General features: G+C 72.3%; 26 protein-coding genes and 1 pseudogene. 4 read left to right on the forward strand and 23 right to left on the reverse strand.

Annotated elements, in window-relative coordinates; translation table 11 throughout:
* Nucleotides 1–36: 36 nt before the first annotated feature.
* From OG295_RS05665 to OG295_RS05685, 5 genes are all read right to left on the reverse strand, one after another.
* On the reverse strand, nucleotides 37–1332 hold the full coding sequence (locus tag OG295_RS05665; RefSeq protein WP_371675850.1) for an aspartate aminotransferase family protein: 1296 nt from the start codon (nucleotides 1330–1332) through the stop codon (nucleotides 37–39).
* Nucleotides 1329–2171: a nitrilase-related carbon-nitrogen hydrolase gene (locus OG295_RS05670; RefSeq protein WP_371675851.1), complete on the reverse strand. Its 843-nt coding sequence runs from the start codon at nucleotides 2169–2171 to the stop codon at nucleotides 1329–1331. The genes OG295_RS05665 and OG295_RS05670 overlap by 4 nt, the downstream gene beginning before the upstream one ends.
* A 167-nt stretch (nucleotides 2172–2338) precedes the next feature.
* The gene (locus OG295_RS05675; protein WP_371675852.1) at nucleotides 2339–3823 is read right to left on the reverse strand and encodes a hypothetical protein; all 1485 of its coding nucleotides are present in this window, start codon (nucleotides 3821–3823) and stop codon (nucleotides 2339–2341) included.
* 173 nt (nucleotides 3824–3996) lie between these two features.
* A complete protein-coding gene (locus OG295_RS05680) occupies nucleotides 3997–4173 on the reverse strand; it encodes a hypothetical protein (RefSeq protein WP_371675853.1) in 177 nt (58 codons plus the stop codon).
* Between the two features lie 104 nt (nucleotides 4174–4277).
* Entirely contained in the window at nucleotides 4278–4529 is a 252-nt protein-coding gene (locus tag OG295_RS05685; protein ID WP_371675854.1) for a helix-turn-helix domain-containing protein, read from the reverse strand.
* Between the two features lie 66 nt (nucleotides 4530–4595).
* Between OG295_RS05685 and map the strand changes: the two genes are divergently transcribed.
* Nucleotides 4596–5363, forward strand: a complete 768-nt coding sequence (gene map / locus OG295_RS05690; protein ID WP_371675855.1) for a type I methionyl aminopeptidase — start codon at nucleotides 4596–4598, stop codon at nucleotides 5361–5363.
* Here the strand turns inward: map and ggt are convergent.
* Nucleotides 5350–7170, reverse strand: a complete 1821-nt coding sequence (ggt, locus tag OG295_RS05695) for a gamma-glutamyltransferase (protein WP_371675856.1) — start codon at nucleotides 7168–7170, stop codon at nucleotides 5350–5352. The genes map and ggt overlap by 14 nt on opposite strands.
* 101 nt (nucleotides 7171–7271) lie before the next feature.
* Here ggt and OG295_RS05700 point away from each other — a divergent pair, with 101 nt between their 5' ends.
* Complete coding sequence (locus OG295_RS05700) at nucleotides 7272–7997, forward strand: hypothetical protein (RefSeq protein ID WP_371675857.1); 726 nt, start codon at nucleotides 7272–7274, stop codon at nucleotides 7995–7997.
* Here OG295_RS05700 and OG295_RS05705 read toward each other — a convergent pair.
* Genes OG295_RS05705 through murJ form a run of 5 tightly spaced genes read right to left on the reverse strand, consistent with a single transcriptional unit; the run spans nucleotide 7957 to nucleotide 13717 of the window.
* Nucleotides 7957–9282: a cytochrome P450 gene (locus OG295_RS05705; protein ID WP_371675858.1), complete on the reverse strand. Its 1326-nt coding sequence runs from the start codon at nucleotides 9280–9282 to the stop codon at nucleotides 7957–7959. The two genes, OG295_RS05700 and OG295_RS05705, sit on opposite strands and share 41 nt — an antisense overlap.
* Before the next feature lie 54 nt (nucleotides 9283–9336).
* On the reverse strand, nucleotides 9337–9858 hold the full coding sequence (locus OG295_RS05710; protein ID WP_371675859.1) for a hypothetical protein: 522 nt from the start codon (nucleotides 9856–9858) through the stop codon (nucleotides 9337–9339).
* Entirely contained in the window at nucleotides 9855–11300 is a 1446-nt protein-coding gene (locus OG295_RS05715) for an ATP-binding protein (protein WP_371675860.1), read from the reverse strand. The genes OG295_RS05710 and OG295_RS05715 overlap by 4 nt, the downstream gene beginning before the upstream one ends.
* A 10-nt stretch (nucleotides 11301–11310) precedes the next feature.
* Nucleotides 11311–12000 carry a response regulator gene (locus OG295_RS05720; protein ID WP_371675861.1) on the reverse strand — a complete coding sequence of 230 codons (690 nt, stop codon included), beginning with the start codon at nucleotides 11998–12000 and terminating at the stop codon, nucleotides 11311–11313.
* A 22-nt stretch (nucleotides 12001–12022) separates the two neighbouring features.
* A complete protein-coding gene (murJ, locus tag OG295_RS05725) occupies nucleotides 12023–13717 on the reverse strand; it encodes a murein biosynthesis integral membrane protein MurJ (protein WP_371675862.1) in 1695 nt (564 codons plus the stop codon).
* Between the two features lie 347 nt (nucleotides 13718–14064).
* Between murJ and OG295_RS05730 the strand changes: the two are divergent.
* Nucleotides 14065–15238: pseudogene (locus OG295_RS05730) on the forward strand (Ig-like domain-containing protein).
* Between the two features lie 110 nt (nucleotides 15239–15348).
* Nucleotides 15349–16938, forward strand: coding sequence for a CocE/NonD family hydrolase (locus OG295_RS05735; RefSeq protein WP_371675863.1), 1590 nt, complete (start codon nucleotides 15349–15351; stop codon nucleotides 16936–16938).
* A 31-nt stretch (nucleotides 16939–16969) separates the two neighbouring features.
* Here OG295_RS05735 and OG295_RS05740 read toward each other — a convergent pair whose 3' ends face one another.
* From OG295_RS05740 to OG295_RS05795, 12 genes are all read right to left on the reverse strand, one after another.
* Nucleotides 16970–17848 carry an amino acid ABC transporter permease gene (locus tag OG295_RS05740; protein ID WP_371675864.1) on the reverse strand — a complete coding sequence of 293 codons (879 nt, stop codon included), beginning with the start codon at nucleotides 17846–17848 and terminating at the stop codon, nucleotides 16970–16972.
* Nucleotides 17845–18489 (reverse strand): amino acid ABC transporter permease, encoded by a 645-nt coding sequence (locus OG295_RS05745; RefSeq protein WP_371675865.1) that lies wholly within the window; start codon nucleotides 18487–18489, stop codon nucleotides 17845–17847. The genes OG295_RS05740 and OG295_RS05745 overlap by 4 nt, the downstream gene beginning before the upstream one ends.
* A 16-nt stretch (nucleotides 18490–18505) precedes the next feature.
* The gene (locus OG295_RS05750; protein ID WP_371675866.1) at nucleotides 18506–19438 is read right to left on the reverse strand and encodes a glutamate ABC transporter substrate-binding protein; all 933 of its coding nucleotides are present in this window, start codon (nucleotides 19436–19438) and stop codon (nucleotides 18506–18508) included.
* A gap of 11 nt (nucleotides 19439–19449) precedes the next feature.
* A complete protein-coding gene (locus OG295_RS05755; RefSeq protein ID WP_266843651.1) occupies nucleotides 19450–20193 on the reverse strand; it encodes an amino acid ABC transporter ATP-binding protein in 744 nt (247 codons plus the stop codon).
* A gap of 126 nt (nucleotides 20194–20319) precedes the next feature.
* Entirely contained in the window at nucleotides 20320–20760 is a 441-nt protein-coding gene (locus tag OG295_RS05760; RefSeq protein ID WP_266843650.1) for a DUF6278 family protein, read from the reverse strand.
* A gap of 81 nt (nucleotides 20761–20841) precedes the next feature.
* Nucleotides 20842–21621: an exodeoxyribonuclease III gene (locus OG295_RS05765; protein WP_266843648.1), complete on the reverse strand. Its 780-nt coding sequence runs from the start codon at nucleotides 21619–21621 to the stop codon at nucleotides 20842–20844.
* 30 nt (nucleotides 21622–21651) lie between these two features.
* Entirely contained in the window at nucleotides 21652–22284 is a 633-nt protein-coding gene (locus OG295_RS05770; protein ID WP_266843647.1) for an MBL fold metallo-hydrolase, read from the reverse strand.
* Between the two features lie 23 nt (nucleotides 22285–22307).
* Nucleotides 22308–22913 (reverse strand): hypothetical protein, encoded by a 606-nt coding sequence (locus tag OG295_RS05775; protein WP_266843645.1) that lies wholly within the window; start codon nucleotides 22911–22913, stop codon nucleotides 22308–22310.
* Nucleotides 22910–24088 (reverse strand): ROK family glucokinase, encoded by a 1179-nt coding sequence (locus OG295_RS05780; protein ID WP_266843643.1) that lies wholly within the window; start codon nucleotides 24086–24088, stop codon nucleotides 22910–22912. Before OG295_RS05780 ends, OG295_RS05775 begins: the two co-directional genes overlap by 4 nt.
* On the reverse strand, nucleotides 24085–25005 hold the full coding sequence (locus tag OG295_RS05785) for an ATP-binding cassette domain-containing protein (protein WP_266843641.1): 921 nt from the start codon (nucleotides 25003–25005) through the stop codon (nucleotides 24085–24087). Before OG295_RS05785 ends, OG295_RS05780 begins: the two co-directional genes overlap by 4 nt.
* Entirely contained in the window at nucleotides 24972–26009 is a 1038-nt protein-coding gene (locus tag OG295_RS05790) for an ABC transporter permease (protein ID WP_266843640.1), read from the reverse strand. Before OG295_RS05790 ends, OG295_RS05785 begins: the two co-directional genes overlap by 34 nt.
* A complete protein-coding gene (locus OG295_RS05795; RefSeq protein WP_266843638.1) occupies nucleotides 26006–26986 on the reverse strand; it encodes a sugar ABC transporter substrate-binding protein in 981 nt (326 codons plus the stop codon). The genes OG295_RS05790 and OG295_RS05795 overlap by 4 nt, the downstream gene beginning before the upstream one ends.
* Between the last annotated feature and the right edge of the window lie 11 nt (nucleotides 26987–26997).

A 26997-nucleotide genomic window follows, 5' to 3' on the forward strand; every position in this document is an offset into this window, starting at 1 on the left:
CCTACGGGCTGGGTGCTGGCTGCTGGCTGCTGGCTGCTACTGGATGGTCCGGAGGGCCTGTTCGAGGATGTCGGCGCCCTCTTCCGCCTCGGCGACGGTGAGGGAGAGCGGCGGCGCGATGCGCAGCACGCTGGTGTCGTGGCCACCGCCCTTGCCGAGGAGCAGGCCGCCGGCGCGGGCGGCCTCCAGGACGGCGGCGGCCGCCTGCGGGTCGGCCCGGTCGGTCCCCGGCTTCGTCAGCTCCAGGCCGGCCATCAGGCCCCGGCCGCGGACCTCCCGTACCGCCGGCACGCCGGCGCAGACGGCGCGCAGCCGTTCCAGGAGGAGTCCGCCGACGCGGCGGGCGTTGCCCTGGAGGTCGTGTTCCTGCAGGTACGCGAGGTTCGCGAGGCCGGCCGCCATGGTGACCGGGGAACCGCCGAAGGTGGAGATGGAGTTGGAGTCGAGGCAGTTCATCACCTCGGCGCGGGCCACGACCCCTCCGATGGACATGCCGTTGCCGATGCCCTTGGCGAAAGTGAGGATGTCCGGCGGGCCGTTCTGGGCGTGGGCCTGCCAGCCCCAGAAGTGTTCGCCGGTACGGCCCCAGCCGGTCTGCACCTCGTCGCTGATCCAGAGGATGCCGTGCCGGTCGAGGACCTCGCGGAAGGCCCCGTAGAGCCCGTCGGGCGGGGAGGTGAAGCCGCCGACGCCCTGGATCGGTTCGGCGATGAGGGCGGCGACCCCGCCGCGGGCCTGGCCGAGCACGTCCTCCAGGTCGGCGACGGCCGCGGCGGTGAACCCGGCGTCGGACAGGGCGGCGAAGGGGCCGCGGGTGCGGACGGCACCGTGCACCCAGTACGTCTGGAGCGGCGAGAGGCTGGTCGGGGACCAGCCCCGGTTGCCGGTGATCGAGACGGTGGAGAAGGAGCGGCCGTGGTAGCTGTTGCGCATCGCCAGGATCTGGTTGGAGCGGCGGTACGTCGTCGCGAGCAGCAGGGCGGTGTCGTTGGCCTCGGTGCCGGAGGTGGTGAAGAAGACCCGGGCGTCGGGGATCCCGGACAGCGCGCAGATCCGTTCCGCCAGCTCGATCATCGGCCGGTTGAGGTACAGGGTGGAGGAGTGGATGATCCGGCCGGCCTGTTCGGAGACGGCCTTGGTGACCTCGGGCAGGGCGTGGGCGGTCATCGTGGTGAGGATGCCGCCGAAGAAGTCGAGGTAGCGGTTGCCGTCGGCGTCCCAGACGTGGCGGCCCTCGCCGTGGGTGAGCTCGATGGGGCGGTCGTAGTAGAGCGCGAGCCAGTCGGGCAGGACGGCGGCGTGGCGGCTGTGCAGGGGGATGGGGTTGGTCACGGCTGTACGAGCCCTCCGTAGGCGTCGGGGCGGCGGTCGCGGTAGAAGGCCCACTGGTCGCGGACCTCCTTGATCAGGTCGAAGTCGAGGTCCCGGACGAGGAGTTCCTCCTCCTTGTCGCTGGCGACCTCGCCGACGAACTGGCCGCGCGGGTCGACGAAGTAGCTGGTGCCGTAGAAGTCGTTGTCGCCGTACTCCTCCTGTCCGACGCGGTTGATGGCGGCGACGAAGTACTCGTTGGCGACGGCGGAGGCGGGCTGCTCCAGCTGCCACAGGTACGCGGACAGGCCCCGGGAGGTGGCGGACGGGTTGTAGACCAGCTGGGCCCCGGCCAGGCCCAGCGCGCGCCAGCCCTCGGGGAAGTGGCGGTCGTAGCAGATGTACACGCCGACCTTGCCGACGGCCGTGTCGAAGACGGGCCAGCCGAGGTTTCCCGGGCGGAAGTAGTACTTCTCCCAGAAGCCCTTGACCTGCGGGATGTGGTGCTTGCGGTACTTGCCGAGGTAGCTGCCGTCGGCGTCGATGACGGCGGCGGTGTTGTAGTAGAACCCCTCGGCCTCCAGCTCGAAGACCGGGACGACGATCACCATGCCGGTCTCGCGGGCGAGTGCCTGCATCCGCCGTACGGTGGGGCCGTCGGGGACGGGCTCGGCCCAGCGGTAGTGCTCGGGCTCCTGCACCTGGCAGAAGTAGGGGGCGTTGAACACCTCCTGGAAGCCGATGACCTTCGCCCCCTGGGCGGCCGCCCGGCGGGCGTGCTCCTCGTGTTTGGCGATCATCGACTCGGTGTCTCCGGTCCAGGTGGCCTGGACGAGTGCGGCGCGGACGACTTGGGCCATGAGCTGCTCCTCGCGACGGGAACGCCGACTTCTACGCACGTAGACGGTGTGCGTAGGGAGTCGAAGGTAGGCCTCGTCACAGCGTGGGGCAAGACCACCGTGCGCGGTTGGAGTAGTCGATCAAGTTACGTCGCAAGGTGGTCGTTTGCGGTCAGGAGACGGGCGCTTCAGCTCGCCGGGATCCCCGCCACGCGCAGGGCGTGCGCCAGGTCCCGGTGCCGGGAGCCGGACAGGGCGCGGGCCCCGGCCAGCAGCCGGGGAGCGAACCAGTGCGGGTCGCGGCGGGCCAGGGCCGCCGCCTCCTCGGCGGTGCGCAGGCGCACGAAGGCGCCGAGCAGGGTGCGGGCCTCGCGGTCCCGCCCGGCGGCGCCGAGGGCGAGGGCGGCTTCGGCGACCTCGGCGGCGGGGCGGGCCACGCCCTGGCGCAGCAGCCGGTCGCAGTCGCCCTCCCGGCCGGCCTCTCCGAGGGCGGCGGCGGCCGCGGCGAGCCGCTCGGGCGGGAGCGAGGCCGCCTCCCACAGCAGGGTGGCCCAGTCGGCGGCCAGCCCGGCGCGGCCGAGTTCGGTGGCGAGCGCGGGCAGCCGCCCCGCGGGCCACGCGGCGGCCTCGCAGAGCAGCGCGTGCGCTTCCCCGGTACGGCCCTGTTCCCGCAGGGCCAGCAATTCGGCGACGAAGTCGCGCCGCGCGGTCCCGGCGCTGCGGGGCGCCCGGCCGGCGGGCTCGAACGGGCCGCGCTCCGGAACCTGTTGGCCGGGGCCGGCCGGGGTGGGGGCGGATCGGGGGCTCTCGGTCCCCCCGGGCCCCTCCGGTCCGCGGGCGGGGGCTTCGGAGACCGCCGGTTCCGGCGCGGGCCGGGTGGGCGGGGCCGACGGGAAGGGCTCCGCGACGGTGGCCCCGCCCCCCGCGAACCGGGCGCCGCGCGGGGCGGGGAGGGGGGCCGCCGGGGTGGTCGGCGCAGTGGCGGCCGGGGGTGCGCCGGCGTACCGGGCCCCACCGGCGCGACGGGCTCCCCGCAGCCACCGCCCCTCACCCCTGCCGACCGACACCGACTGCGGTTCCGACTCCGTCTTCGGCTCCGGCTCCGGCTCCGGCTCCGGCTCCGGCTCCGGCTCCGGCCGCCACCCCTGCCCGGAGCCGCCCTCCGGCCTCCCCCGCCGCTCCCGGTCCGGGGCCGGGTCCGGCTGCCATTCCCGTTGCCTCGGGACGCCCGCCAGCGGCAGTGCCCGCAGGCGGGTGGTCAGGTCCGCGTGCCGTGCTGCGGCGCGGGCCGTGTCGTCGCGGGTCCAGGCGAGCTCCCGGGCCAGGGCGGCCGCCTCCCCCGGGTCGGCGGTGCCGCCGAGCCGGTCGGTGAGGCCGCGCAGTGCGGCCTCCGAGGCGGCCCACTGCCCGGCCGCGGCGTCGAGCTGGAGCCGCAGCTCCCGCTCCCCGCCCGGCATCGCGTCCCACGCGGCCACCGCGGCCGCCCGCAGCCCCGCCGCGAGGGCGGCCTCCCGGGCCTTGGTCTCCGGATCCCCCGGAAGGTCCCCGAGCAGCGACTCCAGTACGTCCCAGGGCGGTATCGCGACCCCCTCCAGACAGGCCCCCATCCCACCCGGATCCCGTCGCAGGAACTCCCCGTACCAGCCCGCCCCGGGGTCCAGTCTCCGCGTCAAACCCCGCACGTATTCAGTGAGTTGCCCGATCACCAGCGCAGTCGGCGTCTCCATGACCGCATTGGATCCCACCCGCGTTACGGGCGGGATACGGGAGTCTCAAAGCTTGACGGCGATCCCGCGCGCACCCCGTCCGCACGGAGCCCTCCGCGGCGCGGCGCGGCCCGGCCCGGTTACTCGCGCCGCGGGAGCCCGTCGCCCCGGTGGGGCAGGACCACGTCACCGGGGTCCTTGGCGGGTGCGGGTGCCCGGACCTCGGGGTCGACGCAGGCCGCGAGCAGCAGGCCGCTCGCGAGGAGGGCGCCGAGCACGGCGAGACCGAGGCGTTTCGTTTCGTTCACGGCTGGCATGCCGTCAGGCTTGCCCCGTGCCCCGGCGGCGCCACCGCCGGTTGCGCCGATCGGCCTCGGGACACTCCCCCGGCGCGGGCGCACCGCCGCGCGGGGCTCCGCCGTCAGGCGGGTACGAGGACGCAGGCGCGGACGAGTTCGTCCAGGGAGAGACCGAGGGCCTCGGCCAGCGCGGCCACCGTGAAGAACGCGGGGGTGGGGGCGCGCCCGGTCTCGATCTTGCGGAGGGTCTCGGAGGAGAGGCCCGCGCCGGCCGCGACCTCGACCATGCTGCGCTCGCCGCGGGCCTTGCGCAGCAGCGCGCCCAGACGTTCGCCGCGCTCACGCTCTTCGGGGGTCAGGGGGGTACGGACCATGCCCCCAGCCTACCCCTCCGCCCCCAATAATCATCCCGGTAAAGTTATACCGGTATAGTTATTGGCATGGTGGAACTGAAGACGAACGAAGCGATCGACGAGATGCGCGCCGCGGGCCGGGTGGTCGCGCACGCCCTGGCCGCCGTCCAGGAGGCCGCGAGGGTCGGGGTCTCCCTGCGGGAACTGGACGCAGTGGCCCGGACGGTCCTGCGCGGGGCCGGGGCCTCCTCCCCCTTCCTGGGCTACCGGCCGCGGTTCGCGCCCGTGCCCTTCCCGGCGGTGGTGTGCGCCTCGGTCAACGACGCGATCGTGCACGGCATCCCCGACGACTACCGGCTGCGCGACGGCGACCTGGTCAGCGTCGACTGCGGGGCGGAGCTCGGCGGCTGGGTCGGGGACGCCGCCGTCAGCTTCACCGTCGGCCGGCCCCGCCCCGCCGACCTGCGCCTGATCGAGACCGCCGAGGCGGCCCTCGCCGCCGGCATCGCCGCGGCCGTGCCCGGCAACCGGATCGGCGACATCGCGCACGCCGTCGGCACCGTCTGCCGCACCGCCGGCTACGGCATCCCGGACGGCTTCGGCGGCCACGGCGTGGGCCGCACCATGCACGAGGACCCCGGCGTCCCCAACGAGGGCCCGCCGGGACGCGGCATGAAGCTGCGCCCCGGCATGGTCCTCGCGATCGAGCCGATGCTGATCGCGGGCGGCACGGACGACTACGCCTGCGACGCCGACGGCTGGACCCTGCGCACCGTCGACGGCAGCCGGGCCGCCCACGCGGAGCACACGGTCGCCGTCACCGTCGACGGCCCGAGGATCCTCACCGCCCCGTAGGCCCGCCCGCCGGCTTCCCGTAGGGGTGGACGACCATCGCCGAGCCGCCGCCGCGCCGGGTGGTCTCGGCCGCGGCCAGCCACCGGCCGTCCGGCAGGCGCTCGACACCGGTGGCCGCGCCGATCTCGGGGTTCTGGCGGAAGCCCTGGCCGAGGGCTTCCAGCTCGGTGCGCACGGGGCTGTTCCAGAGCCCGGGTTCCAGTTCGGTGGTGGTCTGGTTGCGCTGGCTGGCGCGCGGGGCGGCGATGGCGTCGACCAGCGGCAGGCCCCGGTCCAGGCGGCCCAGCAGGGTCTGCAGGACGGTGGTGATGATGGTGGCCCCGCCCGGCGAACCCACCGCCAGGACCGGCCGGCCGTCCCTGAGGACGATCGTCGGGGACATCGAGGAGCGCGGGCGCTTGCCCGGCCCCGGCAGGTTCGGGTCGGGCACACCGGGGGCGGCCGGGGCGAAGGAGAAGTCGGTCAGCTCGTTGTTGAGCAGGAAGCCCCGCCCCGGGACGGTGATGGCGCTGCCGCCGGTGGACTCGATGGTCAGGGTGTAGGAGACCACGTTGCCCCAGCGGTCGGCGACCGTCAGGTGGGTGGTGTTCTCCCCCTCGTAGGTGGTCGGGGCCACCTGGCCGGTGGTGGCGCAGGGGGCCGGGTGCCAGGGGTCGCCGGGGGCGAGCGGGCTGGTCAGGGCGCGGTCCGGCCTGATGAGGCAGGCGCGGGTGTCCGCGTACCGCTGTGAGAGCAGCTCGCGGGTCGGGACCTGCTCGGCGGCCGGGTCGCCGACCCAGCGGCCCCGGTCGGCGAAGGAGATCCGGGAGGCCTCGATGTAGCGGTGCAGGTACTGCGCCTCGGAGAGCTTCGACAGGTCGGTGCCCTCCAGGATGTTCAGCGCCTCGCCGACCGTGGTGCCGCCGGAGGAGGAGGGCGCCATGCTGTAGACGTCCAGGCCCCGGTAGCCCACCTGGGTGGGGGCCTGCCGTTTGGTGGCGTAGGCGCTCAGGTCGGCGGTGGTCAGGTCTCCGGAGCGGACGACACGGGTGGCGGCCGGGTCGACGGGAGGCGTGCGGACGGCCCGGACGATGTCCTGCGCGAGCGGGCCGCGGTACAGGGCGCCGGTGCCCTTGCGGGCGAGTTCGGCGTAGGTGGCGGCCAGGTCGGGGTTCTTGAAGGTGGAGCCCACGACCGGCAACCGGCCGCCGGGCAGGAACAGTTTGCGGGTGTCGGGGAAGTCCTTGAACCGGTCCTGGTTGAGCTCGGTCTGGGCCCGGAAGGTGGCGTCCACGGTGAAGCCGTCCCGCGCCAGCTTCTCGGCGGGCCGCAGGAGCTGCCCCAGCGGCCGGGTGCCCCAGGCGTCGAGGGCGCTCTTCCAGGTCGCGGGGGTGCCGGGGACCCCGACGGAGCGGCCGCTGGTCTGCCCCTGGTCGAAGGGGATCGGGACGCCGTTCTCCTGGAACAGGGTGGCGGTGGCGCTCGCGGGCGCGGTCTCGCGGCCGTCGATGGTCTGCACCCGGCGGGAGGCGGCGTCGTAGTAGACGAAGTAGCCGCCCCCGCCGATGCCCGCCGAATAGGGTTCGGTGACTCCCAGCGCGGCGGCGGTGGCGACGGCGGCGTCCACCGCGTTGCCGCCGGCGCGCAGGACCGCGATCCCGGCGGCGGAGGCGTCGGCGTCGACGCTGGCCACGGCGCCCCCGTAGCCGGCGGCCACCGGGACCTTGGGCGGTGCGGCGGTGTCCTGTGGCGGCGCGGCGGCCCCCGTCGAGACGAGCGCCCCGGCGAGGGCGACGAGGGCCAACTGACGTGCTGCGGGACGGCGCATCCGGTTCCTCCAGTCGACGACCTGTCAGACCTGCGAGCCGCAGCGTAACTTCACCGCACCGGCCGCGTCAGGAAGGCCGGGCGACGGTTACCATCCGCCGCATGAACGACGACGTGCGCAACATCGTGCTCGGGGTGGTGGCCACCGCCGTCAGCGGCGGCTTCGGCTGGTTCTTCCGGACCTACCTGTGGCGCCGCGAACTGCGCCGCAAGCAGTCCTTCTTCGGGCTCCCGGCCGGCTCCGACTGCCTGTTCGTGGTCAACCGGCAGATGGGCGGAAAGGATTCCTCGCTGCACCGCAACGACGCCTTCGCGCTGCTGGAGATATCGGCGCTGATCCGCGACTGCGGGGCGACCGTCCAGCTCGTCGGCCACGACGCGGCCCGGCAGGGTTTCGGCGAGCGCGCCGAGTTCTGTGTGGGCGGACCCTCCTCCAACTCGCGTACGACGGCGCACCTGACCTCCCTGCTGCCGGGGGTGCGGATGGTCGTCGCGGCCGAGCCCGTCCAGGACCGGGGGGCGATCACCGTGGGCGGCCGGACGTACCGCTGGGAGGCGGGCGCGGCCGAATACGTGCTGCTGGCACGGCTGGTGACGGAGCGGGGCACGCGGCCGGTGTTCGTCCTGTGCGGGCAGACCGCCAACAGCAACCAGGCGGCCGCCCGCTACCTGGCCAGGCACCACCGGGAGCTGGCGCGCGCGCACGGCGGCGACTCCTTCTGCCTCCTGCTCAAGGTGATCAACTCCGACGCCTACGGTCCGGACGTGAGCGAGCTCGTCGCGGACGTCACGCGGGCGGCCCGGACACCCGTAGCGGCAGCCGCGTGATCCCGTTGATGAAGTTGGACACCAGTCGGCGCGGCTCCCCGGCGAGTTCGGGCGCGGGCAGGGCGGTGCGCCACTCCTCGTGGAGGATGCGCAGCTGGAGGCGGGCGAAGTGGGCGCCGAGGCAGACGTGGGGGCCGTCGCCGAACGAGACGTGAGGGTTCGGGGAGCGGCCGGGGTCGAGGCGGCCCGGGTCGGCGAAGACGCGTTCGTCGTGGTTGGCGGAGGCGTGGAAGACCACGACCTTGTCCCCGGCGCGGATCGCCTGACCGGCCAGTTCCGTGTCGCGGGCGGCGGTGCGCCGGAAGCTGAGCACGGGCGGGTGGACGCGCAGGAGCTCCTCCACGGCCCGGTCGGCCGGGGCACTGCCGTCGGCGATCCGGCGGTGGGCGTCGGGATTGCGGGCGAGGGCGAGGAGTCCGCCGGGCGCGGCGCTGCGGACGGTGTCGTTCCCGGCGACGGTGAGCAGGAAGAAGAACATCTCCAGTTCGGCGGGGTCCAGCCCGGCCTGCGCGAGGGCGGTCATCACGTCGTCGCCCGGGTGCGCGCGCTTGTACGCGGCCAGTTCGCGGGCGTACGCGAACATCTCGCCGAGCAGGGCCGGGGACCGCGGGTTCAGCGGTGTGCCGTCCGGGCCGAGGAGCGGCGCGGGGGCGTCCTCGGGGTCCTGGTAGCCGATGACCCGTACGGTCCACTCCAGCAGCAGGCCCCGGTCGGCGGCCGGGACGCCGAGCAGGTCGGTCAGGTTCAGCAGGGCGTACTCGTCGGTGACGGACGCCACCACGTCGACGGCCCCGTCCTCGGCGCCGTCCCGGGCGGCGGCCAGCAGGGTGCGGGCCCGCTCCCGGACCCGGCCCGCGAAGGCGTCGACCCGGGCGGGGGTGAAGGCGCGGGCGACCAGGCGGCGCAGCCGGCCGTGCCCGGGCGGGTCCTGGTTGAGCATGGTGCTGCGCAGGAAGGGCAGGTCGGCGGGGTCGGGGTCGCGGATCTGGGTGGCGCCGGTCCAGGAGGAGTACGCGGTGTGGTCGCGCAGGACGCGGACGACGTCGGCGTGCCGGGTGACGGCCCAGAACCCGGGGCCGGCGGGCCAGCCCCCGACCTCCGGCTCCTCCTGCCAGGCGACCGGGCGGTGGTCGCGCAGCCACCGGTAGCGCGCGTGCGGGACGCCCGCCGCGTACAGGCGCGGATCGAACACGTCGGGGATCCCGGGGACGTCGGGGGCCCCGGGAACGTCGGCGATCCGGGGAACGTCGGATGTGGTGTCCGGGGCTGCTGCGGCGCGGTCCATGGTCCACACGGTGGCGGCACGCGGGGCGCCCCGCAAGGGCGCCGGGCCCCCGCGTCAGCGCCCGGCCTCGCAGCGGGTGGGCTCCAGTTCGGTGTCCGGACCGCGCACCACCACCTGGACGGTCGGTCCCGCGGTGGACACGGCCGTGCACACCAGCTGCTTCAGGCCGAGCGGGTCGAGCGCGGCCACGGCGAAGGGGACGCGGACCTCCAGGCGGAACTCCGAGGTGAAGAAGGCCCTGACTCCCCCGGCCGCCCCGGGGTCCAGCGGCGGCAGCCGGGTACCGAGCCCGGCCTCCTGCTCCACCCCGTCGGGTCCGCGCATCAGCAACTGCAGGCTGCCCTGCGGGCTGGTGTCGGCGTAGTCGGGCTCGGGCGCGGGGACCAGGCGCCCCTCGCCGGTGACGAAGTACGCGATCGGGGCCCGGGAGGGCGCGGCGACCAGCACGCGGGCGGCGGAGCCGCTCTCGACGACCTCGGTGGGTTTGATCCCGCAGCCCGTGACCAGCGGCGGGCCGAGCAGGGCGGCGGCCACGGCCGCGGCGGTGCGGCGGCCGGATGCGGAAGGGAGGGTCACGCGGTGGCCTCCAGGGGCATGTCGAGGGTGAACACGGCTCCCCCGTCGGGGGCGTTGGCCGCGGTCAGGGTGCCCCCGTGCAGCCGGACGTTCTCCAGGCTGATGGCGAGCCCGAGGCCGCTGCCGGCGGAGCGGGTCCGGGCGGCGTCGGCCTTGAAGAACCGGTCGAAGATGTGCGGGAGCACCTCGGCGGCGATGCCGGGCCCGCTGTCGGCCACCTCGACCAGCAGCCGTTCCCCGTCCGCGCGGGACTCGGTGCGCACGGCGATCCGTACGGGGGCGCCGCCGTGCCGCAGGGCGTTGCCGACGAGGTTGGCGAGGACCACGTCGAAGCGGCGCGGGTCGAGCCGGGCGCGGACCTCGTGCGGCAGGTCGGCGCTCACCCGGTCGCCGTCCCAGTGGCGACGTTCGAGGCTCTTGCGCACGGCCTCGGCGACGTCCACGTCGTCGAGGTTGAGTTCGGCGGCGCGGGCGTCGAAGCGGGATATCTCCATCAGGTCCTCGACGAGGACGGCGAGTTTGCCGGTCTCGGCGCTGATCAGCCGCAGCGCCTTGGCGGTGTCGGGGTCGAGCCGTTCGGCGTCCTCGTCGAGGACCTCGGTGACGGCGAGCATCCCGGCGAGCGGGGTGCGCAGTTCGTGGGAGACGTCGGCGGCGAACCGGCGGGCCCGGACCTCCGCCTCGCGCAGTTCGGCGACGGACTGTTCCAGGGCTCCGGCGGTCTCGTTGAAGGTGCGGGCCAGTCCGGCCAGTTCGTCGGCCCCGCGGACCTCGATACGGGTGTCCAGCTGCCCGCGTCCCATGCTCTGTGCGGCCCGCCGCAGGTTGCGCACGGGCCGCAGGACGCTGCGCGCGGCGAGCAGGGCGGGGACGACGGCGATGGCGAGGCCGGGGATGGCGCCCTGCCGGGCGGCCTGGACCATGGCGTCGACGGTCTGCTGCTCGGTGAGCAGCGGCATGACGGCGTAGAGGACGGCTCCGGTCGGCTCGCGGACGCCGTTGTGGGCGAAGACGGCGGGCATGGCGATGGTCAGGTACGGCTCGCCCCGCTCGTCCTGGACGCGCTGGAAGGCGCCGTGCGGATGGTCGGCGACCTGGGCGCGCAGGGCGTCGGTGACGATGCCGGAGGTGGTGGGGGTGACATTGGAGGAGGCGCGCAGGGTGCCGTACTCGGCGTAGACGGTCCAGGGGTGGGGCTTGCCGCGCTTGCCGATCTCGTTGACGACCCGCTGGAGCTGCGCGCGGTCCATCGGCAGGGTCAGGGCCTGGGCCTCCAGCTGGTCGCGCAGGGTGCTGACGGCGGTGTCCTGGCTCTGGGTGAGGACGGCGCTGCGGGCCTGACGGTAGGTGAGGGCGGCCGTGCTGACCGCGCAGATCGCGGCGACCAGGAGGAAGGCCGCGATCATGCGGGTGCGCAGCCCGAGCGGCGCGAACTTTCGCACGGCGGTCTTCCTAACGCGGTCCGAGCGGTCCGAAGCGGTAGCCGAAGCCCCGCACGGTCTGTATGTAGCGGGGGCTGCCGCCGGGGTCCTCGATCTTGTTGCGCAGCCTGCGCACGCAGGCGTCCACGAGCCGGGCGTCGGCGTGGTAGCTGTGCTCCCACACGTACTCCAGCAGCTGTTGGCGGGAGAAGACCTGCTCGGGCGAGGCCGTCAGGTGGAGCAGGAGCTTGATCTCGCTGGGGGCGAGGGGCACGCGTTCGCCGCTCTTGGCGACGGTCAGGCCGGCGCGGTCGACGGCGAGTTCGCCGTGGTGTTCCACGCCGGGGCGGCCCCCGGGGTCGACGAGCCGGCGCAGTACGGCCTTGATGCGGGCCTCGATGATCTCGGTCCGGGCCGGTTTGACGATGTAGTCGTCGGCCCCGGCCTCCAGGCCGACGACGATGTCGAAGTCGTCGCCGCGTGCGGTGAGCATGATGATCGGGACCTCGCTGGTCTCGCGGATCCGGCGGCACACCTGGACGCCGTTGATCCCGGGCAGCATGAGGTCGAGGAGCACCAGATCGGGGTGGAAGCCGCCCATGAGGGCGAGGCCGGCCTCGCCCGTGTCGGCGGCTCTCACCTCGTGGCCGCGGCGGCGCAGGCCGAGTCCCACCCCTTCCCGGATGGAAGGGTCGTCCTCGATCAGCAGTACGCGTGGCATCCGGTCAGTATCCCAGGGTGTTTCATACGGTCTCCTCCCACTTCCGGCCGGTCTTGCGCCGCAGGGAGTCGATCAGGTCGGTGATCTCCGTCAGGCGCAGGGGCCCGGCGAGGAGTACGACGACCAGCGCGAGCACGATGGTTCCCGCCCCGGCCGCCGCGTAGGCCCCGAGGCCGTCGGCGGCCCTGGCCGTCGCGTACGCGGCGGCCCCGGCGGGCAGGCAGGCGGCGAGCAGGCGCAGGTGGGTCCCGAGGGCCGTGGGGCGGGCGGCGGTACGGGTCCGCGCGCGCGGGCCGAGCCTGCGGGCGAGGGCGTACGCGGTCACGGCGGCGCCCGCGGTGAAGGCGAGGGAGGAGGCGGCGGCCATGCCGGTGACGGCCCAGCGCGGCGGGAGCACGGCGTACGCGGTGTAGGAGAGCCCGGCGTTCACGGCGACGATGACCAGGTTGAGGAAGAAGGGGGTCCGGGTGTCGGAGAGGGCGTAGAAGCCGCGGGCGAGCACGTACTGGGCGGAGTAGGCGATCAGACCGGGCGCGAAGGCGATGAGCATGCCCGCCATGGCCTCGACGCCGGCGGGGCCGTTGTGGCCGTACCCGGCGACGCAGTCCATCACCCAGGGTGCGAGCGCGGCGAAGAGGACGGCGGCGGGCACGACGAGGGCAGCGCTGGAGCGCAGGGCGTAGGAGACGTCCGTGCGGACCGCGGGCAGGTCGCCGTCGGAGGCGGCGGCGCTCATCCGGGGCATCAGAGCGGTCACGAGGGAGACGGTGACGATGCCCTGGGGGACGACCCACAGCTGGTAGGCGTTGGTGTAGGCGGCGTATCCGGCGTTGCCGAGGTCGTGGCCGACGCCGGTGGAGAGCCGGGTGACCACCCAGTAGGCGATCTGGTTGGCGAGCACGAGCAGGACCAGCCAGCCCGCGTTGCGCAGGGGACGGGTGAGGCCGCTGCCGCGCCAATCGAAGCGGGGGCGCCAGCGGAAGCCCGCGGCGCGCAGCGAGGGGATCAGGGCGAGGGCCTGGAGCACGATCCCGGCGGTGGTACCGATGCCGAGCAGGCGGGTCCCGTCGGCGGTGAGGCCCTCGGCGGGGCCGTGGGACACGTACAGGAACAACCCGAAGACGCCGATGACGACCAGGTTGTTGAGGACGGGCGTCCACATCATGGCGCCGAAGCGGCCGCGGGCGTTCAGCACTTGCCCGAGCAGGGTGAAGAGCCCGTAGAAGAGGATCTGCGGGAGGCAGAAGCGGGCCAGGGCGATGGTGGTGCTCTTGTCGGCCCCCTCGTACCAGGGGGTGTACGTCTCGATGATCAGCGGGGCCGCCAGGACGGCGATGGCGGTGAGCACGAGGAGGGCCACGGTGCAGGCGGTCAGCAGCCGGTCGGTGTAGGCGGTCCCGCCGTCGCGGTGTTCCCGGGCGGCGCGCACCAGCTCGGGGACGAAGACGGCGTTGAGGGCACCGCCGACGAGCAGCATGTAGAGGATGTTCGGGACCGTATTGGCGACCGTGTAGCTGTCGCCCAGGAATCCGGTGCCGAGCGCGGCGAGGACCACGGCGGAGCGGACGAAGCCGATGACGCGGGAGACGATCGAGCCGGCCGCCATGAGCGCGCCGCTGCGCAGGACCGAGCCGCCTCCCGCGGGGCCCCTCCGGTCGGCGTCGGCTTCGGCGTCGGCTTCGGCCGCCCGGGGTTCCGTGCGGGTGGTGGCTTCCATCGAGGTGGTGTCCCTTCACCTGGTCGAAGGTGGAGGGTAACCCGGTCCCGTCGGCCGCTCCCGCTCCGGCCCCGGCCGCGCGTGCGGCGGTGCCGGCTTCCCGCCAGTGCTTTTCGGCCTTTTCTCCGGGACCAAAGTCCTTTCCGGAATGGGTTTTTCTATATGACCGAACTGCAACTGTTTCGCTGCGGTGCACGTCACAAGGCGAAGGGCGATGTTTTCCGCGGAACGGGGAACCTAGAGTCGTGCCGTTCGCTCCTTGTTCACGGACGACCATTACTTCGGAGGGGTTTTCGTTGAGCCGCACACGCCGTACCGCACTGCCGCGTCGTCGGGGCCGTCACGCCATGCTGGCGGGCACCGCACTCCTGGCCGCCGCACTGACCGCCTGCGGGGGGCGGCTCCGGCACGGGTGCCGGCGGGGACGGCAAGTCGGACCCGAAGAAGAAGCCGGACATGGCGGTTTCGGTGAACCTCTCGGGCGATCAGGTCAAGGCCGGCGAGCCGGTCAGGGTGACGATCGCCGACGGCAGGCTCGCGCAGGTCAAGGTCACGGACGGCAAGGGCGGGGAACTCCCGGGCCGGATAGCCCCCGACGGGAAGACCTGGACCTCGGAGCGCAACGCCTCCCCGGGCACCGACTACAAGGTGGAGGCGCAGAACTCCGAGAGCCAGAGCGCCACCACCCAGTTCAAGACCTCGGCCGCCGACAAGGTGAACAAGGTCTCCATCAACATTTCCAAGGGCAGCACGGTGGGCGTCGCGATGCCCGTCTCCCTGGTCTTCGACAACCCGGTGAAGAACAAGGCCGAGGTGGAGAAGCAGCTGAAGGTGAGCACCTCGAACAACACCGAGGGTTCCTGGGGCTGGTTCAAGGACTATTCCGGCAAGGACCGGGTGGACTGGCGCCCGAAGGACTACTGGAAGTCCGGCACCGACGTGAAGGTGGAGATGAACCTGAACGGAGTGGATTCGGGTCCCGGCGGCGGTCTCTTCGCGCGCGATTACAACACCGAATTCAAAATAGGCAAGGACCGCCGGATGGAGGTCAGCCTCGACACCAAGAAGATGGCGGTCATCGAGGACGGCCGGGCGGTCAGGACGATCCCGGTCTCCGCCGGTACGCCGGGCGGGCAGAAGGCCTCCTGGTCCGGGAAGATGGTGCTGATGGCGAAGGAGGGCACCATCCGGATGGATTCCCAGACGGTGGGCCTGGGCGACTCCTACGACAAGATGGTCGACTTCTCGATGCGGCTGACCTGGTCGGGCATGTACGCGCACGCCGCGCCGTGGAACAACGCGAACTTCGGCAGCGCCAACACCAGTTCCGGCTGCGTGGGCATGAGCGACGCCAACGCGAAGTCCTTCTACGAGCAGGCGCAGGTCGGCGACCTCTTCGAGGTGGTCGGCAGCGGCTCCAAGGGCAACGCCGACATCGGCAACGGCTACGGCGAATGGAACCTGTCCTGGGACGCCTGGAAGGCCAAGAGCGCGCTGGCCGGCGGCAACCAGAACGGCTGACCCTGGATCAATTGTTACCACCACGTAACTTACTGACGGGTTACCTTCGGTAAGTTCCTCCCGTTACCGTCGGGTCACTTTAGGACACCGGCGCACGCGAGGAGCGATCGATGAAAGCCCGCCCCACCCCAGCGGCGGCCGTGGCCGCCCTGCTCGCGGCGACCGCCCTGGGCCTGGCCCCCCACCAGGCCCAGGCGGCCCCCGCAGCGCCCGCGTCCTCGGCCCCGGCCGCCTCCCCGGAACTGCGCTTCCACGACATTCCCGGCTCCGGAGGCATCACCCTCAAGGGCAACGTCTTCACCCCCGCCGGCGCCCAGCCCGGCCGGAAGTATCCGCTGATCGTGCTCCCCAGCAGCTGGGGCCTGCCGCAGATCGAATACGTCGCCCAGGCCCGGAAGCTCGCCGACTCCGGTTACGTGGTGGTCAGTTACGCCTCGCGCGGCTTCTGGCTGTCCGGCGGCGAGATCGAGACGGCGGGCCCCGCCGACATCGCGGACGTCTCCGCCGTCATCGACTGGGCCCTCGCCACCACGCCCGCGGACCCCGGCCGGATCGGCCTCGGCGGGGTCTCGTACGGGGCCGGCATCAGCCTGCTGGCCTCCGCGCACGACCCCCGCGTCAAGACCGTGGTCGCGCTCAGCGGCTGGGCGGACCTGATCGAGTCCATCTACTCCGGCCGCACCGAGCACCGCCAGGCGGCCGGCCTCCTCGGGGCCACCGGATACCTCACCGGCCGCCCCGGCCCCGAACTCCGCCGGATCCTCGACGACTTCCTCGGCTCACGGCTGGACAGGGAACAGGCGATGATCGACTGGGGGAAGAAGCGCTCCGCCTCCGAGCAGATCGACCGGATCAACGCCAACGGCGCCGCGATCATGCTGGGCAACGCCTGGGGCGACACCGTCTTCCCGCCCAACCAGTACACGAAGTTCTTCGAGGGGCTCACCGGCCCCAAGCGGCTGGAACTGCGCCCCGGCGACCACGCCACCGCCGAGGGCACCGGCCTCCTCGGCCTGCCCAACGACACCTGGACCAACGCCCACCGCTGGTTCGACCGCTACCTCAAGGGCGACCGCAACGGCGTCGACACCGAAGCCCCCGTCCAGATCAAGTCCCGCAGCGACAACGGCTACGAGGGCTACGCCGACTGGAAGGCGGTCGGATCCGGCGGTACCGAGCGCATCCCCCTGAACGACAGCGAGCACGTCTTCGCGAACGTCGACTCCGGGGCCGACGGCGGCGTGGTCATGCTCTCCAGCGTCCTCGACCAGTTCTTCAAGGCGCCCCCCGTCGCCTCCATCCCCCTCCTCCCCCGCGCCTTCGCGGCCGTCTGGCAGTCCGGCCGCTACCAGGAGGAACGCCGGATCCGGGGCACCGTGCGCCTGCACACCACCGTCACGCCCACCAAGGGCGACGGCACGTTCGTCGCCTACCTCTACGACGTGGGCCCCCTCGGCCTCGGCAAGCTGGTCAGCAACGCCCCGTACACCTTCCACGGCAAGGCCCCCGGGCAGCCCTTCGGCGTGGACCTGGACCTCTTCTCCACCGCCTACGACGTGCCCGCGGGCCACCGGCTCGCCCTGGTCGTGGACACGGTCGACCCGCTCTACATCGAGCACAACCCCGCCGGCGCGCAGCTGACCTTCTCCTCGCCGCGCACCGATCCCTCGTACGTCTCGGTACCGCTGCGCGAGCAGTGATCCACGGCTGCTGCCGGGGCGGGGCGGATCCTCACCGCCCCGGCAGCACCGTCTCGGGCTCCGCGGGGGCGACTTCGACGGCCGCGGTCTTCGGGCTGCGCCGCTCCCGCCGGGCCACCCAGGTGGCGAACCAGGACAGCAGCATGCACATCCCGATGTAGATCGGGGAGATGATCATCACCACGGGGATGAACGGCAGGTCGTAGTCGAGGTTGGAGGCGATCAGCTTGCCCGCGTGCAGGAACTCCTCGTAGGTGATCAGGTAGCCGAGCGAGGTGTCCTTCAGCGCGACCACCAGCTGGCTGATGATCGTGGGCAGCATCGCGCGGACGGCCTGCGGGGCCAGCACGAAGGTCATGACCTGCGTCTTGCGCATGCCGAGGGCGTACGCCGCCTCGCGCTGGCCCCTCTCCACGGAGTTGATGCCCGTACGGAAGACCTCGGCGAGCACCGATCCGTTGTACAGGGTCAGCCCCGCCACCAGCGCGGGCAGCGGCTGCGCCTTGAGCGCGACGAAGATGAAGAAGATCATCACCAGGACCGGCATGGCCCGGAAGAACTCCACGAACACCGTCGCCGCCCAGCGCACGGGCCGGTGCACCGAGAGCCGGCCGGCGCCGAGCACCGCGCCGAGCAGGAGCGAGAGCACCGAGGCGTAGGCGAAGGCCTTGAGGGTGTTGCCCAGCCCCCGCAGGATCAGTTCCTGGATGCCCTTGTAGATGAAGGGGCTCCACTTGGCGGAGGTGAACTGCTCGGTGTCGAAGAGCAGGTAGAGGATCCAGGCCAGCAGCCCGAGGATCACCACCGTCGACACGATCCCGTAGACGCGGTGACGGCGCCGGGTGCGGGGGCCGGGCAGGTCGTAGAGGGCCGTGGACTCCGGGGCCCGGTGGAGCGCGTGCGCGGTCATCGGGCGACTCCGTAGCGCTTCTCCAGTACGTGGAAGAGCGCGCTGATGGACAGGGTGATGATCAGGTACCCCACGGCGATCCAGACGAAGGTCCAGATGATGTTGTAGCCCAGCTCGCTGAGCGTCTTGTACGTGCCCAGCAGCTCGTTCACGCTGAAGGCGCCGGCGATCGCGGAGTTCTTGGCGAGGGCGATCAGCGTGGAGCCGATGGGCGGGATCACGGACCGGAAGGCCTGCGGCAGCACCACCGTGCCCAGCGTCTGCCCGAAGGACATCCCCAGGCTGCGGGCCGCCTCGCCCTGACCCTTGGGCACCGTGTTGATGCCCGAGCGCAGCACCTCGCAGATGAAGGCGGAGGTGTAGCAGCCCAGGGCCAGGATGGCGAAGACCTGGAAGGGCAGCACCAGCCCGAAGCGGGGCAGGCCGAGCAGCACCGCGAAGAAGAGCAGGGTGAGCGGGGTGTTGCGCAGCACGGTCACCCAGACCGTGCCGAAGACCCGGAAGGAGCCGATGGGCGCGACCCGGAAGGAGGCCATCACGAAGCCCAGGACCAGGGCGAGGAGGGAGCCGTAGAAGGTCAGCTGGACGGTGCCCCAGAAGCCCTTCCCGTAGAGCGCGAAGTTCTCGGTGAGTACGTTCATGGCGGTGGCTCTCCCCTCAGCTCGCCGGGTAGCGGTCGATGGGCGGTGGTGTCGGGGCGGGCTTGCCGGAGAGGCCGAGCGTGGCCTCGTAGGCCTTCTTCCAGTCGCCGTTCTTCTCGTGCGCGGCCAGCGCGTCGTCGATGGCGAAGCGCAGGGCGGTGTCGGAGCGCGGCACGCCGATGCCGTACGGCTCCCGGGAGAAGGGTTCGCCGACCACCTTGAGCTCGTCGGGGACCTTGGCGGCGTATCCGAGGAGGATGGAGTCGTCGGTGGAGACGGCGTCGACCTGGTAGGTCAGCAGGTTGTCCACGCAGACCGAGTAGGTGTCGTAGGAGACGAGGACCGCCTCCGGGTGCTCCTTCTGGAGCCGTTGGTAGGGCGTGGAGCCGGCGGCCGAGCAGACCCTCTTGCCCGCGAGGTCATCGGGGCCCTTGATGTCCTGCTCGTCCTTGCGGACCAGCAGGGACTGGCCGGCCATGAAGTAGGGGCCGGCGAATCCGACCTGCTTCTTGCGGTTGTCGTTGATCGTGTAGGTGCCCACGTAGTAGTCGATCTGGCCGTTCTGGAGGGCGGTCTCGCGGTTGGCGGAGGAGATGGTCTTGAACTCGATGGTCTTGGGGTCGAAGCCGAGGGAGGCGGAGATCATCTTGGCGATCTCGATGTCGAAGCCGGAGTAGGTCCCCCGCGCGGGGTCCTTCTCCCCCATGTACGGCTGGTCCTCCTTGGCCCCGACCACGAGGTGCCCGCGCTTCCTCGCCCGCTCCCAGGTGGGGGATCCGGGCAGCCGGAAGCCGGTGGCCACCCGGTACGCGGGCAGGTCCTCGGGCTGCGGCCCCTTGACCGGAGGGCTGCCGGGCTTGCCGCAGGCGGCGGCCGCGAGGAGGGCCAGGGCCAGGGCGAGGGCGCGCAGGACGTGCAGGGCGCGCGCGAAGCGGGTGGCGTGTCTCACCGGGCCGCCCCTCAGTGCTTGAGGATCTTGGAGAGGAAGTCCCGGGCCCGCTCGCTCTCGGGTGCGGTGAAGAACTCCTCCGGGGTGCGGTCCTCGACGATCCTTCCGTCGGCCATGAAGACGACGCGGTTGGCGGCGGAGCGGGCGAAGCCCATCTCGTGCGTGACGACGACCATCGTCATGCCGTCGGCCGCGAGCTGCTGCATGACCTCCAGCACCTCGTTGATCATCTCCGGGTCGAGCGCCGAGGTGGGCTCGTCGAAGAGGAGGGCCTTGGGGCTCATGGCCAGGGCGCGGGCGATGGCCACGCGCTGCTGCTGGCCGCCTGAGAGCTGGGCGGGGTACTTGCCGGCCTGGTCCGCGAGGCCGACCCGGTCCAGGAGTTCCCGGGAGCGCTTGTCCGCCTCCTCCTTACCGCGCTTCCTGACCTTGAGCTGTGCGAGGGAGACGTTGGCGAGGACGGTCTTGTGCGCGAAGAGGTTGAAGGACTGGAACACCATGCCCACCTCGGCACGCAGCCGGGCCAGCTCCTTGCCCTCGGCGGGCAGGGGCCGGCCGTCGAGGGTGATCGTGCCGGACTCGATGGTCTCCAGCCGGTTGATGGTCCGGCAGAGGGTGGACTTACCGGAACCGGACGGGCCGATGATCACCACCACCTCCCCGCGGCCGACGGTGAGGTCGATGTTCCGCAGGACGTGCAACTGCCCGTAGTGCTTGTTGACGTCCCGCAGCTCGATCAACGGATCGACGGCCATACGCTGCCCTGCCCACTTGTCGGTGTGTCGAGGTCAGCGCAAACTATCCAGCCGCCGCAGGGGCTTCACCGCGACACGCCTGAAAGGTACATAAAGCGCATCGGCGCTTCAGTCCCACGGGGTGGATCAGCCTTCGGAGGCCTCCGCGTAGGCCTGGCTGAGTTCCGGGGAACCGGTCATCGCCCAGGACACCCCCGACTCGACCACGTCGAGCTCCCGCCCCGAGGCGAGCCGGATCACGGGCCGGCCGTTGGGCCACGACTGCCAGGCGGATCCTCGGAGGGTGCGGACGATCACGGTGCCGAGGTAGAACCCGGCGTCGCTGCCCAGCCACGGGACGGCCTCGGGGTCCCGCCGCCAGCGGGGCATCAGCTGGTCGAGGGCCTCCAAGGAGGCCGGGGTCTGGTCGAGTTCGAGACCGGCCGCCCTCGCCTGCGCCCGCAGCATCTCGCACTCCGAGAACAACTCGGCGACGCCCTCGGGGTGATCCGCGAGGGCGGCGGCGAGTCCCGCACCCTGTTCCGTTTCATGCCGGTTCAGCCAGTTGGCGAGGAAAGGGATGTTCATACCGCCCAGCCTGGCACCAGGATCCCCGGCTGGCCACAGGGCGCGCCTTGATCCCTCGCCCGGTTCCGCTCCGGGCCGGGGCTACAGGTCCAGATCGACGACGACGGGGGCGTGGTCCGAGGCGCCCTTGCCCTTGCGCTCCTCGCGGTCGACGTAGGCGTCCTTGACGGCCTTGGCGAAGGGCTCGTTCCCGTAGACGAGGTCGATGCGCATGCCCCTGTTCTTGGGGAAGGCGAGCATCCGGTAGTCCCAGAAGGTGTACGGGCGGTCGTACTTGAGGGCGCGCGGGAGGACGTCGGAGAGACCGGCCGCGCGCAGGGCCTCCAGGGCGGCGCGCTCGGCGGGGGTGACGTGGGTGAGGCCCTCGAAGACCGCCGGGTCGTACACGTCCTCGTCGGTGGGCGCGACGTTGAAGTCGCCGAGCACGGCGAACGGGCGCGGTCCGGCCGCGTCTTCGGCGACGACGTCCGCCAGGACGCGGAACCACTCCAGCTTGTAGCCGTAGTGGTCGTGCTCGACCTCGCGGCCGTTGGGCACGTACACGGACCACACGCGGACGCCGCCGCAGGTCGCGGAGATGGCGCGGGGCTCCTGCACGCCCTCGTAGTCCGGGCCGCCGGGGAGCCCCGTGACGACGTCCTCCAGGCCGACCCGGGAGAGCAGGGCCACGCCGTTCCACCGGCCGGTGGCGTTGACGGCCGACTCGTAGCCCAGCTCGCGCAGCTCGGCGGCGGGGAACTGCTCCGCCGAGCACTTGGTCTCCTGGATGCAGAGCACGTCGGTGCCGGAGGTCTCCAGCCAGGCCAGCAGGCGCGGCAGCCGGGCGGTGATCGAGTTGACGTTGAAGGTGGCGATACGCATGCCGTCAAACCTACCGCCCGGCACCGACAGTCAGAGCGCGGCGCTCTCGCCCGCCCCGAGCCGGTGGTGGGGGGCTCCGCCGAGGTTGCCCAGGGCCGTGTCGTAGATCGGCCGGGCGATGTCCGCGAGGTAGGCGTCGTGGATGTCGATCGCCTGGCGGGGCTTGACCTCGCGGACGTAGTCGATCACTTCGGCGATCTTGTTCCAGGGTGCGTGCACCGGGAGCATCAGCGTGTCGACGGGGGCGTCCGGGACGGTCAGCGCGTCGCCCGGGTGGAAGAGGGAAGCGTCCACGAGGAAACCCACGTTGGTGATCCGCGGGATGTCCGGATGGATCACGGCGTGCAGCTCGCCGTGCACCCGGACCTCGAAGCCGGCGGCCTCGAAGGCGTCCCCGTGCCCCACGGCGTGCACCCGGCCGGGATAGGCGGCGGACAGCTTCTGCGCGACGCTGCGCGGGGTCCACAGCTCCGCCGCCGGATTCGCGTCGAGGGCGGCGCGGATCCGGCCCTCCTCGAAGTGGTCCGGGTGTTCGTGGGTGACCAGCAGGACGTCGGCGCCGAGGCCCGCGTCCGCTTCGCTGAAGGCGCCCGGGTCGATGACGAGCGTCTGCCCGTCCTTCTCCAACTGGACGCAGGAGTGCAGCCGTTTGGTGAGCTTCATGGGGCCACCATAGATCCCGCGGTTTACGGGACGGTGGTGGAGACCACGTAGACGCGCGGGGCGCGCGGATTGGCGAAGTCGACCGTGACGTCCCGGGTGGGGCGCGGGTCCTCGGCCTCGACGGTGACCCCGGACCACTTGTGCTTCGGGCTCCAGCTCCAGCCCGCGACCTTGGCGTCGCGTTCGGAGACCGACACGCCGGGGGTGAGGGCGGCCCGGCTGGTGCCCACGTCGGCGAGGAAGGCGTCCAGCGCCTGCGGCGTGACCTGGAACTGGACGTACAGCCGGCTGGTGTGCCAGTTGTTGGTCTCCAGGTAGCCGACCGAGGAGGCCCCCGAGTCGGGGATCGGGACCTCGTAGATGCTGCGCTGCACCGTGGACGGCCAGTCCGGACGGACCTTGGCCGCTCCGACCCGGGCCGCCTTGTCCTTGCCGCTGGCGCGGCTCTGCTGGGCGGAGACGGCGAGATAGCCCGCCGGGACGCCGACGAGCAGCAGGATGATGAGGGCGGTGATCCAGCGGCGCCGGACCGTCTCGCGGCGGCTCCCGCGTTCCCCGGCGGCGGGCGGGCGGCGGTCCTCCGCCTCGGGGGCGGGCGCCTGTCTGGGCAGGGAGGTGGGCGGTGTCACTGCTGGTCCTGGTCCTTGGGTTCCTGGGGCGGTGTCGGGCCCGTGGCGGTGCGCAGGCCGAACTGCGCGTAGCGCTCGTACCGCTCGACGCGCCGGCGCGTGGCGCGGCGGAAGCGGCGGGCGACGAGCCGGGCGAGGTCGGCGGCGCCGACCATGCCCGCCTCGGGACCGAGCTGGGCCTTGGCGATGCGCGCCTCGGGGCGGTAGCCGCGGCCGGTGAGGTGGCGGCGGAAGGCGTCCCGGGCGGGTCCGATGAGGAGGTCGTCGGCGGCGCTGACCCCGCCGCCGATGACGAAACAGGAGGGGTCGAGGGCGGCGGCGAGGTTGGCGATGCCCACGCCGAGCCACTGGCCGATGTCCTGGAGGAGCTCCACGCACATGGCGTCGCCCTCACGGGCCAGCTCGGTGATCAGCGGCCCGGTGATCTCGTGGACGTTGCCGCCGACCCGGGCGATGATGTTGTACGCGACCGGCGAGTCGGCGGCGGCCAGCTCCCGGGCCTCGCGGACGAGGGCGTTGCCGGAGCTGTACTGCTCCCAGCAGCCGCGGTTGCCGCAGGGGCAGCGGTGGCCGCCCGGGACGACCTGCATGTGGCCGAACTCTCCCGCCACCCCGTAGCGGCCGCGCTTGACCTGCCCGCCCTCCAGGATGGCCCCGCCGATGCCGGTGCCCAGGGTGATCATGACCAGGTGGTCCTCGCCGCGGCCCGCGCCGAAGCGCCATTCCGCCCAGGCCGCGGTGTTGGCATCGTTGTCGACCATGACCGGGACCGCGAGCCGGGACTGCAGGGCGTCGCGCAGCGGCTCGTCGCGCCAGGCCAGGTGCGGGGCGAAGAGCACGCGGGAGCGGTCTGCGTCGACCCAGCCGGCGGCGCCGATGCCCACCGCGTGCACGTCGTGCCGGTCGGAGAGGTCCAGGACCAGCTCGACGATGGTGTCCTCGACGACCTTGGGGCTCTTGGACTTGTCGGGGGTCTCGGCGCGGATCTTCTCCAGGATGACCCCGTCGGCGTCGACGACGCCGGCCATCACCTTGGTGCCGCCGATGTCGATGCCGACGGTCGGGACGCGCGGGGCGGTCAGCAGCGAGCGGCGCTCCCGCGTCCCGACGGTCCGCAGGACGGTGCCCCGCGCCGCGCCCCGGTGGGAGAGCGCGAAGTCCCGGTACGTGCTCATCGAGTCGTGTCGTCCCTGTCGGAGGCGGAGTCGGATGGGGGGCCGGCGGGGGTGCCGGCCGGGGTGTCCCGTCCTGATTCTGCCACCCGCTCCAGCTCGTGGCTCAGCTCGTCCAGCTCGGAGCCGCCCGCCATCTGCCGGGTGAGCTCGTCCAGGGTGATCGAGTCCTTGGTGTGGCTGCCGGCCATGGCGCCGCGCTTGAGGAGGACGAAACGGTCCCCCACCAGGTACGCGTGGTGCGGGTTGTGGGTGATCAGGACCACCCCGAGACCGGCGTCGCGGGCGGCGGCGACGTATTTGAGGACCACGCCGGACTGCTTCACGCCGAGGGCGGCGGTGGGCTCGTCCAGGACGAGCACCTTGGCCCCGAAGTGCACGGCGCGGGCGATGGCCACGCACTGGCGCTCGCCGCCCGAGAGGGTCCCGATGGGCTGGTCGACGTCGCGCAGGTCGATGCCCATGCGCAGCAGCTCGGCGCGGGTGGTCTCGCGCATCAGCTCCACGTCGAGGCGGCGGAAGGGGCCGCGGCCCCTGGTGGGCTCGGAGCCGAGGAAGAAGTTCCGCCAGACCGGCATCAGGGGGACGACGGCGAGGTCCTGGTAGACGGTGGCGATGCCGCGGTCCAGGGCCGCGCGCGGGTTGGCGAGCACGGTCTCCTCCCCGTCGATCTCGAAGGTGCCGGCGTCGTGCCGGTGCAGCCCCGCGATGATCTTGATGAGGGTGGACTTGCCGGCGCCGTTGTCGCCGAGCACACAGGTGATCTCGCCGGCGGAGACCTCCAGCGAGACGCCCTGGAGGGCGCGGATGTTGCCGTAGTACTTGCTGACGTCGGTCAGCTTCACCAGGGCGGTCCCGGTCTGCGGGCCGGGCGCGGTCTTCGTGGTCACTTGCTCTCCTCCGCCCGCTTGCGGACCCATGCGTTCAGCAGCGTCGCCAGCAGGAGCATGGCGCCGAGGAAGAACTTGAACCAGTCCGGGTTCCACTGGGCGTACACGATGCCGTTGCTGGTCATGCCGAAGATGAAGGCGCCGACGGCCGAGCCGATGGCGGAGCCGTAGCCGCCGGTCATCAGACAGCCGCCGATGACCGCGGCGATGATGTAGAGGAACTCGTTGCCGACGCCCTCGCCCGACTGGACCACGTCGAAGGAGAAGAGGATGTGCTGCCCGGAGATCCAGGCGCACAGCGCGACGCCCATGTAGAGGCCGATGCGGGTCTTGACCACGGGGACGCCGGTGGCGCGGGCCGCGTCGGCCCCGCCGCCCACGGCGAAGATCCAGTTCCCGGCGCGGGTGCGCAGCAGGATCCACGTGGCGACCGCCACCAGGGCGAACCACCAGAGGATGGTGACCTTCAGGGTGACCGAGCCGATGTTCCACTGCGAGGCGAACAGGGCCCGCGCGGAGGAGAACCCCTCCATGTCGGCGATGGTCTTGGTGGAGACCGAGCCGCTGATCAGCTTGGTGAAGCCGAGGTTCAGGCCGGTCAGCATGAGGAACGTGCCGAGCGTGATGATGAAGCTCGGGAGCCTGGTGCGGGTCAGCATGAAGCCGTTGAAGAAGCCGATGGCCAGGGTGACCAGCAGCGACACCCCGACGCCGACCCACACGTTGGCGGTCATCTGGTAGCTGAACATCGAGCTGACCAGCGCCGAGGTGGTGACCATGACGCCGGCGGAGAGGTCGAACTCGCCGCCGATCATCAGCAGGGCCACCGGGACCGCCATGATCCCGATGGTGGAGGCCGAGTACAGGATCGTGCTCAGGCTGGAGGCCTGCAGGAAGCTGGGGGCGGCGAAGGAGAAGAAGACGAAGACGGCGGCGGCCCCGACGACCGCGCCCAGCTCGGGGCGGGCGAGGAGCTTCCTGAGGTGCGAGGCCGGCGCGAGCCGTTCGTCGGCGGTGCCGGTGCCGGCGCTCATCGGCTGCCCCGCTTGATGTACTCCTCCAGCTTGGCGGCCTCGTCCGCGGTGACGATCTGCGGCCCGGTCAGCACGGGCCGGCCGCCGCCGAGGACGTCAGCGTTGTATCGGTAGAGCCACAGCAGGTCGATCGCCTCGTAGCCCTGGAGGAAGGGCTGCTGGTCCACGGCGAAGCCGAGGGCGCCGGACTTCAGGTCACGGGCGACGGACTCGTTGAGGTCGAAGGTGTCCACCTCGGCCTTGCTGCCCGCCGCGTCCTTCGCCTTGACGGCGGTGGGGGCGAAGGGGGCGCCGAGGGTGACGATCGCGTCGACGGAGGGGTCGGCCTGGAGCTTGGCCTGGATGGCGGCCTGGACGGAGGGCATGTTGGTGCCCTCGACGTAGAGGTTCTCCATGCTTCCGCCGAAGGTCTTCTTCGCCCCGGCGCAGCGCTGCTCGTGGCCGACGTTGCCCTGTTCGTGCAGGACGCAGACGGCCTTCTTGCGGCCGCGCTTCGTCAGCTCGGTGCCGACCGCCTCGCCCGCGATCGCCTCGTCCTGGCCGATGTGGGTCAGGGCGCCGTACGCGGCCGACTGCTCGGATCCGGAGTTGACCGTGATCACGGGGATGCCCGCCTTGACGGCCTTGCCGAGGACGTCCTTGAGGGCCTCGGGCTTGGCGAGGCTGACCACGATGCCGTCGACCTTCTGGTCGATCGCGTTCTGCACGAACTGGGCCTGCTGCTGCGCCTGGTCGTCGTGCGAGTAGACGAAGTTGATGTTGTCCTTCGCCGCGGCCTCCTTGGCGCCCTTCTGGACGATGTCCCAGAAGGTGTCGCCGTCGCCCGCGTGGGTCACCATCGCGAAGGTCCAGCGCGGCGTGGAGACGGCCGGCCGGCCCGCCCGGTCGGCCTTCGCCCGCTCCTCGGCACGCTTGCCGCCCGTGCTGCTGCAGCCCGAGAGGGAGGCTCCCAGTACCACCGCGAGCACGGCGCCCACGACGCGTACCC

Source organism: Streptomyces sp. NBC_01276, from assembly GCF_041435355.1.
Taxonomy (GTDB): Bacteria; Actinomycetota; Actinomycetes; order Streptomycetales; family Streptomycetaceae; genus Streptomyces.

Coding starts and splice junctions, on each gene's coding strand:
- OG295_RS05685 (WP_371675854.1), bottom strand. CDS start 4,529: ATGGTCCGTACCCCCCTGACCCCCGAAGAGCGTGAGCGCGGCGAACGT.
- OG295_RS05740 (WP_371675864.1), bottom strand. CDS start 17,848: ATGACCGCGCACGCGCTCCACCGGGCCCCGGAGTCCACGGCCCTCTAC.
- OG295_RS05705 (WP_371675858.1), bottom strand. CDS start 9,282: ATGGACCGCGCCGCAGCAGCCCCGGACACCACATCCGACGTTCCCCGG.
- OG295_RS05680 (WP_371675853.1), bottom strand. CDS start 4,173: ATGCCAGCCGTGAACGAAACGAAACGCCTCGGTCTCGCCGTGCTCGGC.
- OG295_RS05765 (WP_266843648.1), bottom strand. CDS start 21,621: ATGCGTATCGCCACCTTCAACGTCAACTCGATCACCGCCCGGCTGCCG.
- ggt (WP_371675856.1), bottom strand. CDS start 7,170: ATGCGCCGTCCCGCAGCACGTCAGTTGGCCCTCGTCGCCCTCGCCGGG.
- OG295_RS05720 (WP_371675861.1), bottom strand. CDS start 12,000: ATGCCACGCGTACTGCTGATCGAGGACGACCCTTCCATCCGGGAAGGG.
- OG295_RS05755 (WP_266843651.1), bottom strand. CDS start 20,193: ATGGCCGTCGATCCGTTGATCGAGCTGCGGGACGTCAACAAGCACTAC.
- OG295_RS05790 (WP_266843640.1), bottom strand. CDS start 26,009: ATGAGCGCCGGCACCGGCACCGCCGACGAACGGCTCGCGCCGGCCTCG.
- OG295_RS05670 (WP_371675851.1), bottom strand. CDS start 2,171: ATGGCCCAAGTCGTCCGCGCCGCACTCGTCCAGGCCACCTGGACCGGA.
- OG295_RS05700 (WP_371675857.1), top strand. CDS start 7,272: ATGAACGACGACGTGCGCAACATCGTGCTCGGGGTGGTGGCCACCGCC.
- OG295_RS05735 (WP_371675863.1), top strand. CDS start 15,349: ATGAAAGCCCGCCCCACCCCAGCGGCGGCCGTGGCCGCCCTGCTCGCG.
- OG295_RS05760 (WP_266843650.1), bottom strand. CDS start 20,760: ATGAACATCCCTTTCCTCGCCAACTGGCTGAACCGGCATGAAACGGAA.
- OG295_RS05745 (WP_371675865.1), bottom strand. CDS start 18,489: ATGAACGTACTCACCGAGAACTTCGCGCTCTACGGGAAGGGCTTCTGG.
- OG295_RS05770 (WP_266843647.1), bottom strand. CDS start 22,284: ATGAAGCTCACCAAACGGCTGCACTCCTGCGTCCAGTTGGAGAAGGAC.
- map (WP_371675855.1), top strand. CDS start 4,596: ATGGTGGAACTGAAGACGAACGAAGCGATCGACGAGATGCGCGCCGCG.
- OG295_RS05780 (WP_266843643.1), bottom strand. CDS start 24,088: ATGAGCACGTACCGGGACTTCGCGCTCTCCCACCGGGGCGCGGCGCGG.
- OG295_RS05785 (WP_266843641.1), bottom strand. CDS start 25,005: ATGGGTCCGCAAGCGGGCGGAGGAGAGCAAGTGACCACGAAGACCGCG.
- murJ (WP_371675862.1), bottom strand. CDS start 13,717: ATGGAAGCCACCACCCGCACGGAACCCCGGGCGGCCGAAGCCGACGCC.